This window comes from Dactylosporangium sp. CA-052675 (assembly GCF_050947935.1).
Lineage (GTDB): Bacteria > Actinomycetota > Actinomycetes > Mycobacteriales > Micromonosporaceae > Dactylosporangium.
Window position 1 is genome coordinate 158,989 of sequence record NZ_CP192010.1, and the last position, 14,933, is coordinate 173,921.

Annotated in this window: 10 protein-coding genes; 4 read left to right on the plus strand and 6 right to left on the minus strand. The window is 72.6% G+C overall.

The genetic code is table 11. The features are described 5' to 3' along the window. Positions 1-63: 63 nt before the first annotated feature. Both ACQP1P_RS00765 and ACQP1P_RS00770 read right to left on the minus strand, forming a co-directional pair. Complete coding sequence (locus ACQP1P_RS00765) at positions 64-4,929, minus strand: hypothetical protein (protein WP_433082119.1); 4,866 nt, start codon at positions 4,927-4,929, stop codon at positions 64-66. Positions 4,930-5,095: 166 nt separating this feature from the next. Continuing rightward, on the minus strand, positions 5,096-6,553 hold the full coding sequence (locus ACQP1P_RS00770) for an NlpC/P60 family protein (protein ID WP_433082121.1): 1,458 nt from the start codon (positions 6,551-6,553) through the stop codon (positions 5,096-5,098). Positions 6,554-6,894: 341 nt separating this feature from the next. Between ACQP1P_RS00770 and mqnE the strand changes: the two genes are divergently transcribed. The 3 genes from mqnE to ACQP1P_RS00785 all read left to right on the plus strand — a co-directional run bounded on the left by mqnE (position 6,895) and on the right by ACQP1P_RS00785 (position 9,692). Beyond that, positions 6,895-8,064 carry an aminofutalosine synthase MqnE gene (gene mqnE / locus ACQP1P_RS00775; RefSeq protein WP_433082123.1) on the plus strand — a complete coding sequence of 390 codons (1,170 nt, stop codon included), beginning with the start codon at positions 6,895-6,897 and terminating at the stop codon, positions 8,062-8,064. 30 nt (positions 8,065-8,094) lie between these two features. Next, entirely contained in the window at positions 8,095-8,364 is a 270-nt protein-coding gene (locus tag ACQP1P_RS00780) for a DUF4229 domain-containing protein (RefSeq protein WP_433082125.1), read from the plus strand. Between the two features lie 65 nt (positions 8,365-8,429). Next, the gene (locus tag ACQP1P_RS00785) at positions 8,430-9,692 is read left to right on the plus strand and encodes a M14 family metallopeptidase (protein WP_433082127.1); all 1,263 of its coding nucleotides are present in this window, start codon (positions 8,430-8,432) and stop codon (positions 9,690-9,692) included. Here the strand turns inward: ACQP1P_RS00785 and ACQP1P_RS00790 are convergent. Both ACQP1P_RS00790 and ACQP1P_RS00795 read right to left on the minus strand, forming a co-directional pair. Then, positions 9,670-10,422 (minus strand): VOC family protein, encoded by a 753-nt coding sequence (locus ACQP1P_RS00790; RefSeq protein WP_433082129.1) that lies wholly within the window; start codon positions 10,420-10,422, stop codon positions 9,670-9,672. The genes ACQP1P_RS00785 and ACQP1P_RS00790 overlap by 23 nt on opposite strands. 15 nt (positions 10,423-10,437) lie before the next feature. Next, on the minus strand, positions 10,438-12,420 hold the full coding sequence (locus tag ACQP1P_RS00795; protein WP_433089749.1) for a HelD family protein: 1,983 nt from the start codon (positions 12,418-12,420) through the stop codon (positions 10,438-10,440). A 212-nt stretch (positions 12,421-12,632) separates the two neighbouring features. On the opposite strand from ACQP1P_RS00795, the gene ACQP1P_RS00800 reads away from it, so the two are divergent. After that, a complete protein-coding gene (locus ACQP1P_RS00800) occupies positions 12,633-13,190 on the plus strand; it encodes a Uma2 family endonuclease (protein ID WP_433082131.1) in 558 nt (185 codons plus the stop codon). An 11-nt stretch (positions 13,191-13,201) separates the two neighbouring features. Here the strand turns inward: ACQP1P_RS00800 and ACQP1P_RS00805 are convergent, their stop codons facing one another. Together ACQP1P_RS00805 and ACQP1P_RS00810 are read right to left on the minus strand one after the other, a co-directional pair. Beyond that, on the minus strand, positions 13,202-13,924 hold the full coding sequence (locus ACQP1P_RS00805; protein WP_433082133.1) for a VOC family protein: 723 nt from the start codon (positions 13,922-13,924) through the stop codon (positions 13,202-13,204). A 129-nt stretch (positions 13,925-14,053) separates the two neighbouring features. Continuing rightward, entirely contained in the window at positions 14,054-14,908 is an 855-nt protein-coding gene (locus ACQP1P_RS00810; protein ID WP_433082135.1) for a hypothetical protein, read from the minus strand. Positions 14,909-14,933: the final 25 nt, after the last annotated feature.

Genomic DNA, 14,933 nt, shown 5'->3' on the forward strand with positions numbered 1-14,933 from the left:
CGATTGGAGAACGGTTAAGAGTATCCGATCTCCCCCGAAGGGTCCCAGCCGCCGTGTCGCGCCTCACTTGGGCGAGCTCACGCCGTCGATGAGGTTGTGGGCGAGCGTGACGGCGAAGTAGCCGCCCACCAGGAGTACGACCACCAACGCTCCGATGATGATCCACACCCGGCGATCGCCGGACTTGCTGGGCTCCTCGTCGTCGTCCGACTCCACGGTGCCCTGACTCAGGATGTGCCCGGTGAGTGACCCGGTGTTCTCGAACAAGCTGCCCCCGCCGTCGACGGCGGGGAGGGGCGTCGGCGATGCGCCGCCCTTCCCGCCGTAAACCGTGCCGGCGGAGGCCCGCTCGTTGCGGGCCCACTTCCCGTAGCTGTCGGCCGCTGGGGCCGGTTCCGCGACTTCGGCCTCGTCCCGTTCGGACTCCGCCTCATCCTCGGCTAATTCGCCCTCCTTGTCGGGCGGAGGGATGGCCGGGGGCTGGCCGTGCTCCGGACCGTGCTGCGAAGGCGCGCCGCTGGACGGGTAGACGCTGCCGGGCGCGCGGTTGGCCGGCGGCGGATAGCCCCCGGCACCGGGCCAGTTCTGCTGCTGTACCTCATGTTCGTCGCTCTCCGTTCCCGGCGCGCCCGGCACCGGCGGTGGTGCCCAGGCGGGCGGCTGGCCGGGCGGGTTCCAACCCGGCTGCTGCTGGCCGTACTGCGGTTGTCCGTACTGGGGTTGCCCGTGCTGGGGTTGACCGTGCTGGGGCGGTGCCGGTGGCTGCCCGTACGCCGGTGGCTGCCCGTACTGCGGGGGCTGCTGTCCGTACTGGGGCGGCTGCTGCGGGTGCCAGCCCTGCTGGGCCGGGGGTGCGCTCTGCGGCTGGTTCCAGCCCTGCGGCGCCGGCGGGGCCGAATGGGGCGGGTTCCAGCCGTGCTGCTGGGCCGGGGGTGCGCTCTGCGGCTGGTTCCAGCCCGGCTGGGCCGGCGGCGCCGACTGGGGTGCGTTCCAGCCCGGCTGCTGGGCCGGGGGTGCCGACTGGGGCGCGTTCCAGCCCGGCTGCTGCGCGGGCGGCGCCGACTGCGGCGCGTTCCAGCCCGGTTGCTGCCAGCCCGGCTGCTGGGGCTGCGGTGGACGCCAGCCCGGCTGGCCCGGCTGGGGCTGCTGGCCCTGCCACCCCGGCTGAGGCTGCCCGGGCTGGGGCTGGCCGGGCTGAGGCTGGCCGGGCTGGGGCTGGCCGGGCTGCCCGGGCGGGGGCTGCCAGCCCTGGACGGGCGGCTGCTGGCCGGGCGGGTTCCAGCCCTGCTGCTGGGGCGGGTGCTGCGGCGGCTGCCAGCCCGGCTGACCCGGCTGGGGCTGACCCGGCTGGGGCTGCGGATGACCCTGCCAGGCCGGCTGTGCGTTGCCGTGCGGGGGCTGGGCGGGCGGCGGGCCCCAGCTCTGCTGGCCGGGGAGCGGCGCGACGTACCCGGGGCGGTTCCACCCCGGCTGCACCGGCGGCGGCTGCTCCTGCTCCGCGGACGCGTCGCCGTTGTGGCCCCACGGGTGCTCCGCGGAGGGCATCGAGTACGCGGGTTGGCCGCCGCCCTGCTTGCCTTCTTCGGGCCGGGCGTCGCCGCTCGGGTCCGCGCCCTCGTTGTCCGGCAGCGGCGGCGGCTCCTCGGCCACGAGGAACGGGGAGCTGGAGACCGGCGGCGGGGTGCGGTCGCCGCCGAAGGGCGGGGCCGGGTTGTTGTCGGGCAGCCCGTACGCCGATCCTCCGCCGGGCCCGAACGACGAGGCCGGCTGCGAGTCCGGCACCGCGTAGGACGGGGCTCCGGATGAGGGCGCGCCGGCCCCGCCGAAGGACGGGCCGGGCTGGGAGTCCGGGACGCCGTAGGAGGGCGCTCCGGACGACGGCGCGCTCGCTCCGCCGAACGACGGGGCCGGCTGGGAGTCGGGGACGCCGTACGACGGTGCTCCGGACGACGGCGCGCTCGCTCCGCCGAACGACGGGGCCGGCTGGGAGTCGGGGACGCCGTACGACGGTGCTCCGGACGACGGCGCGCTCGCTCCGCCGAACGACGGGGCGGGCTGGGAGTCGGGGACTCCGTACGACGGGGCATCCGGGATCGGCGGCGGGCTGAAGCTCGGCGGGCCGGGCGGCTCGGGCGGCGTCGACATGCCGGGCGCACCCGGGTAGCTCGGCGTGCTCGGGATCGGCGGCGGGAATCCGGCCGGGTTGTAGGCCGGCGGCTCGGGCGGGCCCGGGATCGGGGGCGGGAAGCCCGCCGGGTTGTACGCCGGAGTGCCCGGGATCGGCGGCGGGTTGTACGCCGGGGCCGGAGCTTCGGGCGCGGTCGGGATGGGCGGCGGGTTGTAGGCCGGCGGCTCGGGCGTGCCGGGGATCGGGGGCGGGAAGCCCGCCGGGTTGTACGCCGGGGAGCCCGGGATCGGCGGCGGGTTGTAGGCCGGTGCGTCCGGGGTGCCTGGGATCGGCGGTGGGTTGTAGGCCGGTGCGTCCGGGGTGCCCGGGATCGGGGGCGGGTTGTACGCCGGGGCGTCGGGCGTGCCCGGGATCGGGGGCGGGTTGAACGCCGGGGCGTCGGGTGCGTCCGGGGCCTGGAACGGGCCGGGCTGGAACGGCGACGGGCCGGGAAACGGCGGGCGCGGCTGGGGCTCCGGGAACGGCCCCGGCGTCGGGCCGGGCTGCGGTGTCGGCTCCGGCTGGGGGATAGGCTCCGGCTCGGGCGCGGGTGGGTACGGGTGCGGGATCGGCTCGGGAGCCGGCGCCGGCGGGAACGGCGAGGGCTCGGGCTGCGGGGCCGGCTCCGGGCTCGGGAAGGGCGAGGGCGCCGGGCCGGGGATCGGCTCGGCTGGCTCGTCCTCGGACGGCGAGTCGCTCGCGGCGGACTGGTCGGTGGTGAGGGCGCCGCCGCCGCGGTACACGGTGGGAATCGACCCCCGTGCCGCCTGGGCCGCCTCCTCGGCGCTGACCGTGTGCAGGCCCGGCACCGAAGCGCTGGCCCGCGCGGCCGCGACAGCAGCCCCGGCGCCCGCGGCACCGGCTCCGACCCCGGCGACAGCGGCCCCGGCCCCAGCTCCGACCCCGGCCCCAGCTCCGGCACCAGCTCCGGCGAACGGCGAACCGACGCTGGAGGGGCCGTCGCTCGGCGCGTCGGCCACGGGGACCTGCGAGCGCTGGATCGCGAACGGGTGGACCACCGGCGCCGGCTCGCTCGCCTGCCCGAACGCGGGGGCGGGCTCGCCGGCCGGCGAGTAGGACGGGGCCGGCTCACCCGGCGGGCCGTACGACGGCGCGGGCTCGTCGGCCTGACCGTAGGCGGGTGCGGGCTCGTACGCGGGAGGTGCGGAAGACGGTGCCGACTCGCCCAGCGGACTGTACGACGGGGCCGGGTCGTTCGACGCGCCGTATGCCGGTGCGGGCTCGTTCGAGGCGCCGTATGCCGGGGCCGGGTCGGACGGCTGGTTGTAGGCCGGGGGCTCGGCCTCGGCGGCCGGCTGCTCGGGGGCCTTCCACGGGCGGGCGAACGCGTCCCACGACGACTCCATCGCGGGGCGAGGGGCGCGCGAGCGGCTCGGCAGCGGCGGCTGCTCCTCCTCAGCGGGCGCGGACGGCGAGGAGGAGGACGCGGACGGCGAGGAGGAGGACGCGGACAGCGAGGCGTCCGGCTCGGCCGAGGTGGCGCCGAGAGGCTGGTAGGGCGGCGGCTCCGAAGAGGAGAAGGCCGGTGGCTCATAGGACGACGGGGCGTCCGACTCAGCCGGCGAAGCAGAAGAAACCGGAGAAGCAGAAGAAGCGGGAGAAGAGGCCGGAGGCTCGTAGGACGACGACGAGTCCGAATCGGCGGGACGGCCGGGGGACGACGGCTCGGGGTCGGAGGAGTAGACGTTGGCGCGGTACATGCCGGCCTCGTGTCGTACCTCCTCGTAATCGGTGTTCGGCGACGTGATGCCCGCCACTGTGGCGCGGCCCACCACCGGGGTCAGCGGGGTCGACGAGCCCGAAATGTCCGATGAGTCCGGCTCCTCGGCCGCCGGAGCAAAGCCCTCCAGCGGGGTCGGGGCGAACGGGGGAGCCAGGCCGTCCGAGGGCTCGTCCGCGGCCCGGGGCTCCGGGGCCGACGGAGGCGGAGGCGTCGGGTCGGTCGGGGGCGGCCCGTACACGCCAGGAGACGGGTCCAGGTTCGGCAGCTGGAACGCCGGGGACTCGTCGACCGCGGCCGAGGACTCAGGCTCGGGGACGGGGGACGAGGAGCGGGGCGCGTAGGCCTCCGGCTCGTAGCCGCCAGGCTGGTAGGCGGAAGGCGTCGAGCCAGGAGAGTAGGCCGGCGGAGCCGAGCTGGGAGAGTAGGCCGGAGGCGCCGAGTCAGGAGAGTAGGCCGGCGGCGCCGAGCTCGGCTCGGCGGCGTGGGCTCCCTGCTCCACACCCGCGAAAGGCTCCGACGTGGGCACCGAGAAGGGCGCCGCAGCCGGTGGGGCGAACGGATCCCACGAGGACCCCGGGGACGTCGGCGCCGCGGGGGGCGCGGACGACGACGGCGCGAAAGGATCCCACGGGGACGGGGCCGGCTCAGGTGCGGACGAAGGGGCCGCCGGGGTCGAGGCCGGATCAGCAGAGGACGGGGCAGCGGAGGACGGGGCAGCCGGCGCCGCGTCCGAGCTGTCGCCGAAGGCGGCCATCATCGCGGCCAGCTCCGGGTCGTCCTCCTCCTGGCCACCCGCCGACTCGAACGGGTTCGCCCCGGGCCAGAGCGCGCCGTCCACCGGGGTCGGCGGCGGCTCGTACGCCTGGTCGGGCAGTTGCTCGTCCGAGGGCTCCGGCGGCAGCTCCGCGCCCACAGGGGGCGGGGGCGGCAACGGCGGCAGGTCGGCGCCGTCGCCCGGGGGCGGGCCGCTGCGAGCCGCCTCGCCGCGTGTACCGTCCCGCGTCTCCCGATCGTCCATCGCTGCCTCCATGAGACGGGCATCATTACGTGCCCGACGGGCTCCCCGTCCGTCAGTCAACGGGTCCACGGTGCCACATCGAGTCACGCAGCGCTGGATCGGAGTCCGTCGGGTTTTGGATCACAACCCTCGGCGAGGGCTCGGTGTCGCATCCCCCGCGAAGGGGTCAGCTTCCCGATGCGCTCGCCGACGTCTTGGCCGCCGTGCTCGCTCCGGCCGCCGAGGACTGGGCCGTGGCCGGCTGCGAGGACGCCGCCGCCTCCGTGGAGGGCTTGGTCGGCACCTTCGGCGGAGCCGACTCGATCACCGACGGAGTCTCGGAGGGGGTCTCGGACGGCTTCGCGGTCGGCGACGGCGGGGACGACGAGGGCGGCTGGGTCGACGGCGAGGGCGAGGTGCTCTGCGTCGGCGACGGCGAGGCCGAGTTGGACGGCGACGGCGAGGCGGAGTTCGACGGGTTCGTCCCGCCGCCACCGTTGGTCGGCGGTGCGGAGGTCGTCGGGTTCGCGCCGGGGCCGGGCACCGCGTCGAAGATCCGCGTCGCGCCGTACAGCTTCGACCAGCGCACCTCGGCGATCTTGACCTTCTGGCCGCTCGTCGGGGCGTTGACCATCTTGCCGCCGCCGATGTAGATGCCCATGTGGTAGATCGAGCGCCAGTCGCTCTTGTCCGTGGCGAAGTACACGAGGTCGCCGGGGAGCAGCTGGTCGCCGAGGCTGTTCTTGGTCACCTGGATGGCGTGGGTGCCGTGGTACATGTCGGCGGCGACGCGCGGGACGCGGACGCCGACCTTGCCGTAGGCCCAGTAGGCGAGGCCGGAGCAGTCGAACGTGTCGGGGCCCTCGTCGCCCCAGACGTACCAGGCGATGTTGACCTTGCTCAGCGCGTAGTTCAGCGCCTGGACGGCCTTCGGGTTGGCCACCATCCCGTCGATGTTCGGGTTGTCGGCCAGGTTGGGGCTCAGCGCCTGCTCGGCGGCGTCCTGCTCGGCCTCGAGCTGGAGCGCGAGCTGGTCGTTCTGGGCGCGCAGGTTGACGTATTCGGTGTTCTTGGCCTGGAACTCGGTGTCGATCGGCGTGTAAATGCCCTGCGCGGCTTGCATCGCGTCCTGCGCCGCCTGGACCTCCTGGCGCGCGGCCGACTCGGCCTCCTGGGCGCGCAGCAGGTCGCGGGCCGCCCCCTCGCCGCCCGGCTGACCGCCGAGCCCGGGCGCCATCAGCCCGAACTGGTGCAGGTCGTTGGCGTAGCCGTTCAGCGGTCCGAGCTGCTGGGCGCGCTTGTACGCCTCGGCCGCGGCGTCGTCGGCCCGCTGCCGCTGCTCCTCGACGCGCTTGCCCGCCTCGGTGAGCTTGACCTGGGCGTCGGCCAGGGTGTTGCGCGCGGTGTCGAGGTCGGTCGAGGCCCGGTTGCGTTTCTCCCCGAGCTGGGCGACGGTCAGCTCGAGCTGGGCGAGCTCGGCGGCCTTGGGCCCGCGCTGGGTCGTCGTCGTGGCCGGCGGCAGGGTCGCCGTGCCGGTGGCGCCCGGCAGGAGGAGCTCGCCGGAGGCGACCGGCCGCGAGCCGGTGTCCGGAATGTCGCTTCCGGGGTCGGCGTAGGCCGGGCGCGCGATCAGGGCGCAGAGCATCCCGCACACCACGACCGCGGTCCTCACCGGTCCCGGCCGCCGGCGGGTGCGTTGCCGCACAACCGCAGGAGGACACGCCTGTTCAACCGAAGGCGTTGCCGGGATCTCGCCCGGATACGCAGCCCTCAGCACCAACCCGCTCATCGCCACCGTCCCCAGTCGGTTAGCCATGCCACATGGTCGATCGTCACCGATCGATCAGTCGGTCTGCCGCCCGACCGTGTTTCTGCCCACTTTTGTTTACCTCACGAAGCGACACGCGTCGAGTGGCGATCAATGTCAGCTTCGTCGTCAAGAGGTGAATGCGGGGGTAACGAGGGGTCCGAAGTAGGCTGGCGGCCGTGGATGCAGGGTTGAAGCGCGAACTCGAGGCCAAGGTCACCGCCGGTGAGCGGTTGAGCCGGGAGGACGGTGTCGCGCTCTACGAGTCCGACGACCTGGTCTGGCTCGGCCGGCTCGCGCACCAGGTGCGCACCGAGAAGAACGGCGACCGGGTGATGTTCAACGTCAACCGGCATCTCAACCTGACGAACGTGTGCTCGGCCAGCTGCGCGTACTGCTCCTTCCAGCGCAAGCCGGGCGAGAAGGACGCGTACACCATGCGCGTCCACGAGGCCGTCGAGAAGGCCAGGGAGATGGAGGGTGAGCAGCTCACGGAGCTGCACATCGTCAACGGCCTGCACCCGACGCTGCCGTGGAAGTACTACCCGAAGGTCCTGCGCGAGCTCAAGAGCGCCCTGCCCGGGGTGAACCTGAAGGCGTTCACGGCGACCGAGATCCAGTGGTTCGAGAAGATCTCCGGCCTGCCCGCGGACGAGATCCTCGACGAGCTCATCGACGCCGGCCTGGAGTCGCTGACCGGCGGCGGCGCGGAGATCTTCGACTGGGAGATCCGCCAGCACATCGTCGACCACGCCACGCACTGGGAGGACTGGTCGCGCATCCACCGGCTGGCCCACGCCAAGGGCCTGCGGACTCCTTCCACGATGCTGTACGGCCACATCGAGGAGCCCCGCCACCGCGTCGACCACGTCATGCGCCTGCGCGAGCTGCAGGACGAGACCGGCGGCTTCAGCGTCTTCATCCCGCTGCGCTACCAGCACGACTTCGTCGACTCCGCCGACGGCAAGATCCGCAACCGGCTGCAGGCCCGCACGAAGATGGCCTCGCCGGCGGAGAGCCTGAAGACCTTCGCGGTGTCGCGCCTGATGTTCGACAACGTGCCGCACGTGAAGTGCTTCTGGGTCATGCACGGGCTCTCGGTCGCCCAGCTGTCGCTGAACTTCGGCGTGGACGACCTGGACGGCTCGGTGGTCGAGTACAAGATCACCCACGACGCGGACAGCTACGGCACGCCGAACACCATGCACCGGGAGGACCTGCTGCACCTCATCTGGGACGCGGGCTTCCAGCCGGTCGAGCGCAACACCAAGTACGAGGTCGTCCGCGAGTACGACAAGCCGACGCCCCTGGCCGAGCGCCGCAGCGAACCGCAGAAGGTCTGGGCCTGAGGTTAGGCTGGGGTCACCATGTCACCGTTTTTGAAGTACACGCTCGCGCGGCTCGGCCTCTTCGGGCTCGCCGCGCTCGTGATGCTCTCCATTCCGCTCGACGTCAGCGTGCTCCTCAAGCTCATGATCGCCGTGATCGTCTCGGCCGTGGCCGCGTTCTTCCTGCTCCGCGGGCTCCGCGAGGAGGCCTCCGTGCAGGCCGTCGGCATGGCCCAGAAGCGAGCCGATAACAAGGAACGGCTGCGTGCCGCCCTGAACGGGGATGATGATGGGGGTGAAAGCGCCACCAAATCGGACTGAAACCACTTAAACCTTGGATGGCGCTAGTCACTCCAGGGGGCTTGATGGGTCGCAGGTTCGTGTCGGTGGTGTCCTTCGCAGTCGTCGGGGTGGTGACCCTCTTCGCGGTCAACCCGGCCGACGCGAGCCCGGCTAGTCCGAAATATCAGCAAAAGTCCGGACCTTACGTCGTCCGCGGGGTCGAAAGCGCCGCGGATCGCAACCGTGTCGGCGGTACCGGAGCCAGCATCGACAGCATCGAGGACGGCACGGCCACCGTGACGGCCACGCCGGACGAGGCGATGCAGATCGAGCGGCTCGGGTTCAGCATCAGCCGGACCCGGACCGAGGGCTTCCCGGCCGCCGACTCCGGGTACCACGACTACGCCGAGATGCAGGCCGAGCTCGACAGGGCGGCCAAGGCGTACCCGAAGATCATGCAGAAGCTCAGCCTCGGCAAGACGTACGAGGGCCGGGACATGCCCCTGATCAAGATCTCGGACAACGTGGCGAAGGACGAGGACGAGCCCGAGATCCTCTACGACGCCCACCAGCACGCCCGGGAGCACCTGACCGTCGAGATGGCGCTCTACCTGGTGCGGACGTTCACCGAGGGCTACGGCAAGGACCCGCGCGTCACCCGGCTCGTCGACACCCGGGAGATCTGGATCGTGCCGGACATGAACCCGGACGGCGGCGAGTACGACCTCACCGGCGGCAAGTACCACAACTGGCGCAAGAACCGTCAGCCCGTCGGCGGCGGCTACAAGGGCGTCGACCTCAACCGCAACTGGGGCTACAAGTTCGCCTGCTGCAACGGGTCGAGCTCGGCGCTGTCGTCGGAGACCTACCACGGCCCGCAGGCGTTCTCCGCCCCCGAGACCCAGCGGCTGCGCGACTTCGTGCTGAGCCGGCGGGTCGGCGGGGTGCAGCAGATCAAGGCGGCCATCGATTTCCACACGTACTCCGAGCTGATCCTCTGGCCGTACGGGTACACGATGAACACCACGGCCGCGGGGCTCGGCCCGGAGCAGCAGAAGACGTTCGCGGCGCTGGGCCGCACGTTCGCCCGGAGCAACGGGTACACGCCCGAGCAGTCCAGCAGCCTGTACATCACCGACGGCTCGATCATCGACTGGCTCTGGGCGACCCAGGGCGTCTGGGCGTTCACGTTCGAGATGTACCCGAACTCGCCGTCCGAGGGCGGCTTCTACCCGCCCGCGAGCGTCATCGACGCGCAGACCGCCCGCAACAAGGACGCCAGCCTGACGCTCGCCGAGTACGCGGACTGCGCGTACCGCGTGATCGGCAAGCAGCAGCTGTGCGCTACAGCGCCCAGTCCTCGCTGAGCTCGATGACCGCGAAGTGCCCGCCGGTCGGGTCGGCCAGGCGCGCATAGCGGCCGGCCGAGGCCGGTTCGGCCGCACGGGCCACCGAGCCGCCGAGCTCGGTGGCCCGTTCGCATGCGGCGGCCGCGTCCTCGACCATGAAGCAGACCGTCCAGTGGTCGGGGATGCCGGGCGGGAAGCGGTCGTCGATCGGCAGCATCCCGCCGACGGTGTCGTTGTGGTGGTGCAGCTCGAAGTACGGCCGGCCGTCGCTGGGTGCCTCGACGGTGTGCCAGCCGAACACCTCCTGGTAGAAGGCGCCGGTCCGGTCGAGGTCGTGGGCCGCCAGCTCGTACCAGCAGATCGCGCCGGGCTCGAAGGACACCTGGGCCCCGCCGAACCGGCTGCGCAGCCAGGTGCCGAAGAGCGCTCCGCCGGGATCGGCGAAGACGGCGGCGGTACCGAGGTCACGCACGCTGGCCGGCGGGACGCGCACGGCCCCGCCGGAGCGCTCGACGGCCCCCGCGGTGCCCGAGGGGTCGTCCGTGGAGATCGAGATCAGCCAGGCCGCCGAGCCGCCCGGGCGCCCCTCGCGCAGGCCGGCCGCGGCCCGCCCGCCCAGCGTGAAGTGCCCGTCGGCGTTGCGGACCCAGCCGAACAGCTCGCCGTAGAAGCGTTCGGCCGCGGCCGGGTCAGGGCTGACCAGCTCCGCCCAGCACGGCGTGCCCGGCGCATAACCCCGAATTCGCATGGCGAGATGGTGCCATCAGACGGCGGTTGCCTCCAACGCGGTCGGCAGCGGGCGGGAGTGCAGCACATCGAGCCGGGAGACGGCGCGCGTCAGCACGACGAAGAGCCGGTTGAGGCCGCGGGGCTCGGCGGAGACGATGTCGGCCGGCTCGACCACGATCACGTGGTCGTACTCGAGGCCCTTGGCCAGGGTCGCGGGCAGTACCGTCACGCGGGCGTCGGGGTCGGTGTCGGCGAGCGCCACGCCGGCCTTGCGCAGCGACTCGGCCAGCACGTCGACGGTCGCGTCGGCGGCGATGACCCCGACCGAGCCGAGGTGGTCGAGCGCGGCCAGGGTGGCGTCCACGACCGATTCCTCGACGGCGGCAACGGTACTGACGGTGAGCGCACCGTCCGTCCGCAGCGAGCGCGCCTCGGGCACCTGCACCCCGAGCGCGGGCAGCAGGCGGTTGGCGAGTGCGATGACGGCCGCGGGCACCCGGAAGCCGGTGGTCAGCGGTACCACCCGGGCCTCCGGCTTGCCGAGGTGCGCCAGCAGCACCCGCCAGTCCCGCGCGGCCCACGGCGCCGTGCCCTGCGCCAGGTCGCCGAGCAGCGTGATCGAGCCGTGCTCGCTGCGCCGCGCGATCACGCGGGCCTGCATCGGGGAGAGGTCCTGCGCCTCGTCGACGACCACGTGCCCGAAGCTCGCCACCCGGTCGATCAGCCCGGCGGCCTCGTCGATGAGCACCGCGTCGGCCGTGCTCCAGCGGGCCGACTTCGCCGTCTTCGGCGGCTTGGCCCACGTGAGCGCCGCGCGCTCGGCCTCGTCCAGCTCGTCGTCGGTCGGGTCGGTCAGGACCTCGAACACGAGCTGCTCGGGCGTGACCGCGGGCCAGACCGCGTCGAGCACCGCGGTCACCGGGGCGGCCTTGCCCATCCGGCGCTGCCAGCCCTCGCTGGGGGAGTCGCCGCGGCGGGCCTCGGACTGGCGCATGAGCAGGCTCACGATCCGGGCGCGGACGCGCTCGCGGCCGATGCCGTAGGGCGGCGCCTCCCGCCGCACGTCGTCGACGACCCGCCGCAGCGCATCGGCCGAGATCCGCCAGCGGTACGAGCCGTCCGACACCGTGAGCGGCTCCTCCGGGCGCCCGATCTTGGCCAGCAGGCGCCGCTGCAGTACGCCCGCCATCTTCTCGCGGTTCTTGACCTCGGCGGCGGCCTCGGAATCGGTGCCGCGGACCGGCGTGGTGAGCAGGCCCTCGATCGTGGACTGGCGCACCTCCAGCTCGCCGAGGGTGGGCAGAACGCTCGCGATGTACTGCAGGAACGCCGAGTTGGGCCCGACGATGAGCACGCCGGCGCGGCGCAGGCGCTCGCGGTGCAGATACAGCAGGTACGCGGCGCGGTGCAGCCCCACGGCCGTCTTTCCGGTGCCGGGCGCCCCCTGCACGCAGATGGACTCGTCGAGGTCGGCCCGGACGAGGGCGTCCTGTTCCGGTTGGATGGTGGCGACGATGTCGCGCATCGGCCCGACGCGGGGCCGCTCGATCTCGTCGAGCAGGATCTGGCTGGTCCCCTGCTCCTCGCCCCGCCCCAGGTGCTCGTCCTCGAAGCTGGTGAGCTCGCCCTTGACGAACCCGAAGCGCCGCCGCACCTCGACGTCCTGCGGGTCGGCGGCGCTGGCCTGGTAGAACTTGCGGCTCAGGGGCGCGCGCCAGTCGAGCACCATCGGCTCCCCGGCGGCGTCGGTGACGTGCCGCCGGCCGACGTGGTACTGGTGCTCCTCGATGTCGAGCCGCCCGAAGAACAGCGGTGTGTCGGGGTTGTCGGCGAGATCGGCGATCCTCCGCGCGAGGGCCCGCCCGAGCGTCTCGGCCGCGAACGGATCTCCCGCGACCTGATCTCCGGTCGCGAACAGGTCCTCGGCGCGCTCGCGCATGCGCTTGAGCGCCAGCCGGGAGGCGTCGAGATGCGCTCGCTCCTGGGCGAGCTCCGTTTCGAGTGAGGGCACGGTGATCCTCTTCGAGGTCGCGTTCGGCTCGCTCGCGTATCCGGGGCCTTGCTCCACCCGGCGCCTGGGGACGTCCGCTGCGGTGGCTACCTCACCGCGGCCGTCAAGCGGCCATTCATCCTACGCGATCTTCTCGGCCTGTCCACCGAGTTTCCCGCAGACTCAGGGCAGTAGGCGTGGCACCCTTGTGGAAGGATCCGTCAGGAGGTGAGTCGCCGATGAGCGTGGCCGTGCTGGAACACGTCGGCCCATGGACCGAAGACGAGTATCTCGCTCTCGGCGAGACCTCGAATCGAATCGAGCTGTTCGATGGGAGCCTGCTGGTGAGCCCGGCGCCGACCTCGCGGCATCAGCACATTTCCCGGCGGCTGGCCGGCCTGATCGACGAGGCTGCGGACGCGGCTGATCTGTGGGTCTACGAGGCGGTGAACGTCCGTCTCGCCAGCGGGCGGATCTTCATTCCCGATCTGGTGGTGACCCCGGTCGAGAACGCCACAGTGTTCGATGCGGCTGACGTCGTGCTGGTCGGCGAGGTGGTCTCACCGGGCAATGCCGGCGCCGATCGCGTGCTCAAGATGCAGCTGTACGCGGCCGCGCGGATCGAGTGGTATCTGCTCGTCGAGCCGGAGGCGACGGGCTCGATCACATTGCGGCTGCTCCGGCTCGACGGCCACCACTACGTCGAGCACGCGGTGGCGAAGGACGGCGAGACGCTCACCGCGGACGGGCCCTTCGCCATCGAGATCGAGACGCGAGCGCTGCTGCGCCGACGGTGACGGCCGGCGGGTCAGCCCATCAGGTCGCGGAGTTCGGGGATGACCTCGATGGCCAGGAACGGGCCGCCCGTCGGGTCGAGGATCTGGCAGGCCTGGCCGATGCCCGCGTCCACCGGGCCCGCCAGCACGCGGCCGCCCAGGTCCGCCGCGCGCGCGACGAAGCCGGAGCAGTCGTCGATCGAGAAGATCGTGCGCCAGTGGTGCGGGGTCGCCGGCGGGTAGTTCGCGTCCATGACGCTCAGGCCGCCGACTACGCGGTTGTTCAAGATCCATTCGTGGTACTCGTGGATCGTCCCCGGCGAGGTGCCCTGCTGGTCGACCCAGCCGAAGACCTTGCCGTAGAAGGCGGCCGTCGCCCCGATGTCGCGGGTCACCACCTCGCTCCAGCAGATCGAGCCCGGCTCGTCGTGGACCTGGGCGCCGGCGAAGCGGTCCTTCTGCCACGCGCCGAAGACCGCGCCCGCCGGGTCGGCGAACAGGGCCGCTCGGCCGAGGCTCGACGTCGACTGCCCCAGCACGGTGCCGCCCGCGTCGAGGACGGCCCGCGCGGTCGCGTCGGTGTCCTCGCTCGCCACGTACGTGAGCCAGGCCGCCCGCTCCCCGGCGGCGACGCCCGCCACGACCAGGTCGCGCAGCAGGAGCAGCGTGGTCCCGTCCTCGGCCGCGCTCGTCGTCCAGCCGAACAGGCCGGCGTAGAACGCGGCCGCGGTGGCCGGGTCGGGGGTGGTCAGCACCGACCAGCAGGGTGTCGCGGGCGCATGGCCTCGTACTCGCACGGAAGCAGGGTAAGCAAAAAGGTCAGACGATATTGATCGTCTGAAGGGACCGTTTCACGTGAATCCCCAGCGTCACCGGGCGGCTGCTCAGTGCTGGGTCAGCAGCTGCTTCGTGACCTCGCGGCAGGTCTTGACCCCGTAGTCCTTGCCCAGCGAGCTCGGGTAGTGCGCCATGACCGCCAGGCTCCAGCCGTCGCCGAGCGCCATGCACGCGATGTGCCACTGGCCGTCGTCGCGGGCCAGCCAGCCGTTCTTGATCGCCGTGGTCTTCTGCACATCGGCCGGCAGCACCTCGATCGGCCCGAACCGCCCCGGCCCGCGCACGCTGCGCATCTCGTTGAGCAGCCAGTCCGTCCACTTCGGGCCGGCCGCGCGCCCGTCGCCGATGCACCTGGCCAGGCGCGCCACGTCGCGGGCCGACATCTGGGTCAGGCTCCACGAGTTCTGGGTGCCCTTGGTCTCGGTCAGGCCGCAGAGCGAGATCATGCGCTTGATCGACGCGAGATTGCCGTTCTGCACGTGGTACTTGAACGTGTTCTCCGTCTCGGAATCGCGGATCATGCGGCTCAGCTCGTTCAGCGCGGTGCTGCCGGGCTGCTTGCCGGACTCCGCCTGGCGCCGCAGCCAGTCCGCGGCGACCCAGGCCTTGGCCATCGATGCCGTGTCGCTGGTGGTGTACGGCGTGGAGCCGTACATCTGATCCGTCTTGTGGTCGTAGTAGGCCCACGACCAGAAGCCTTTGACGTTCATGGTGACCGGCTGGGTCGGCGTGAACAGCGGTCCGCTCGGCGCCGTGCTCGGGGCGGCGCCGGGCTCGGCGACCGGCGACTCCGAGGTGTCGGCGGCGGGGACGCGGCTGCTCGGGGCCTTCGGCGCGGCGTTGGCCGAGCACCCGGTCGCGGTGACCAGGACGAGTGCGAGCACAGCGAGGGGGCGTCGCATCAGTGGAGGGTATCCGCTGTGAGAA

Excerpts from the sequence above, each read along its gene's own strand:
- ACQP1P_RS00800 (WP_433082131.1), top strand. The coding sequence starts at position 12,633 with ATGAGCGTGGCCGTGCTGGAACACGTCGGCCCATGGACCGAAGACGAG.
- ACQP1P_RS00810 (WP_433082135.1), bottom strand. The coding sequence starts at position 14,908 with ATGCGACGCCCCCTCGCTGTGCTCGCACTCGTCCTGGTCACCGCGACC.
- ACQP1P_RS00790 (WP_433082129.1), bottom strand. The coding sequence starts at position 10,422 with ATGCGAATTCGGGGTTATGCGCCGGGCACGCCGTGCTGGGCGGAGCTG.
- ACQP1P_RS00765 (WP_433082119.1), bottom strand. The coding sequence starts at position 4,929 with ATGGACGATCGGGAGACGCGGGACGGTACACGCGGCGAGGCGGCTCGC.
- ACQP1P_RS00770 (WP_433082121.1), bottom strand. The coding sequence starts at position 6,553 with ATGCTCTGCGCCCTGATCGCGCGCCCGGCCTACGCCGACCCCGGAAGC.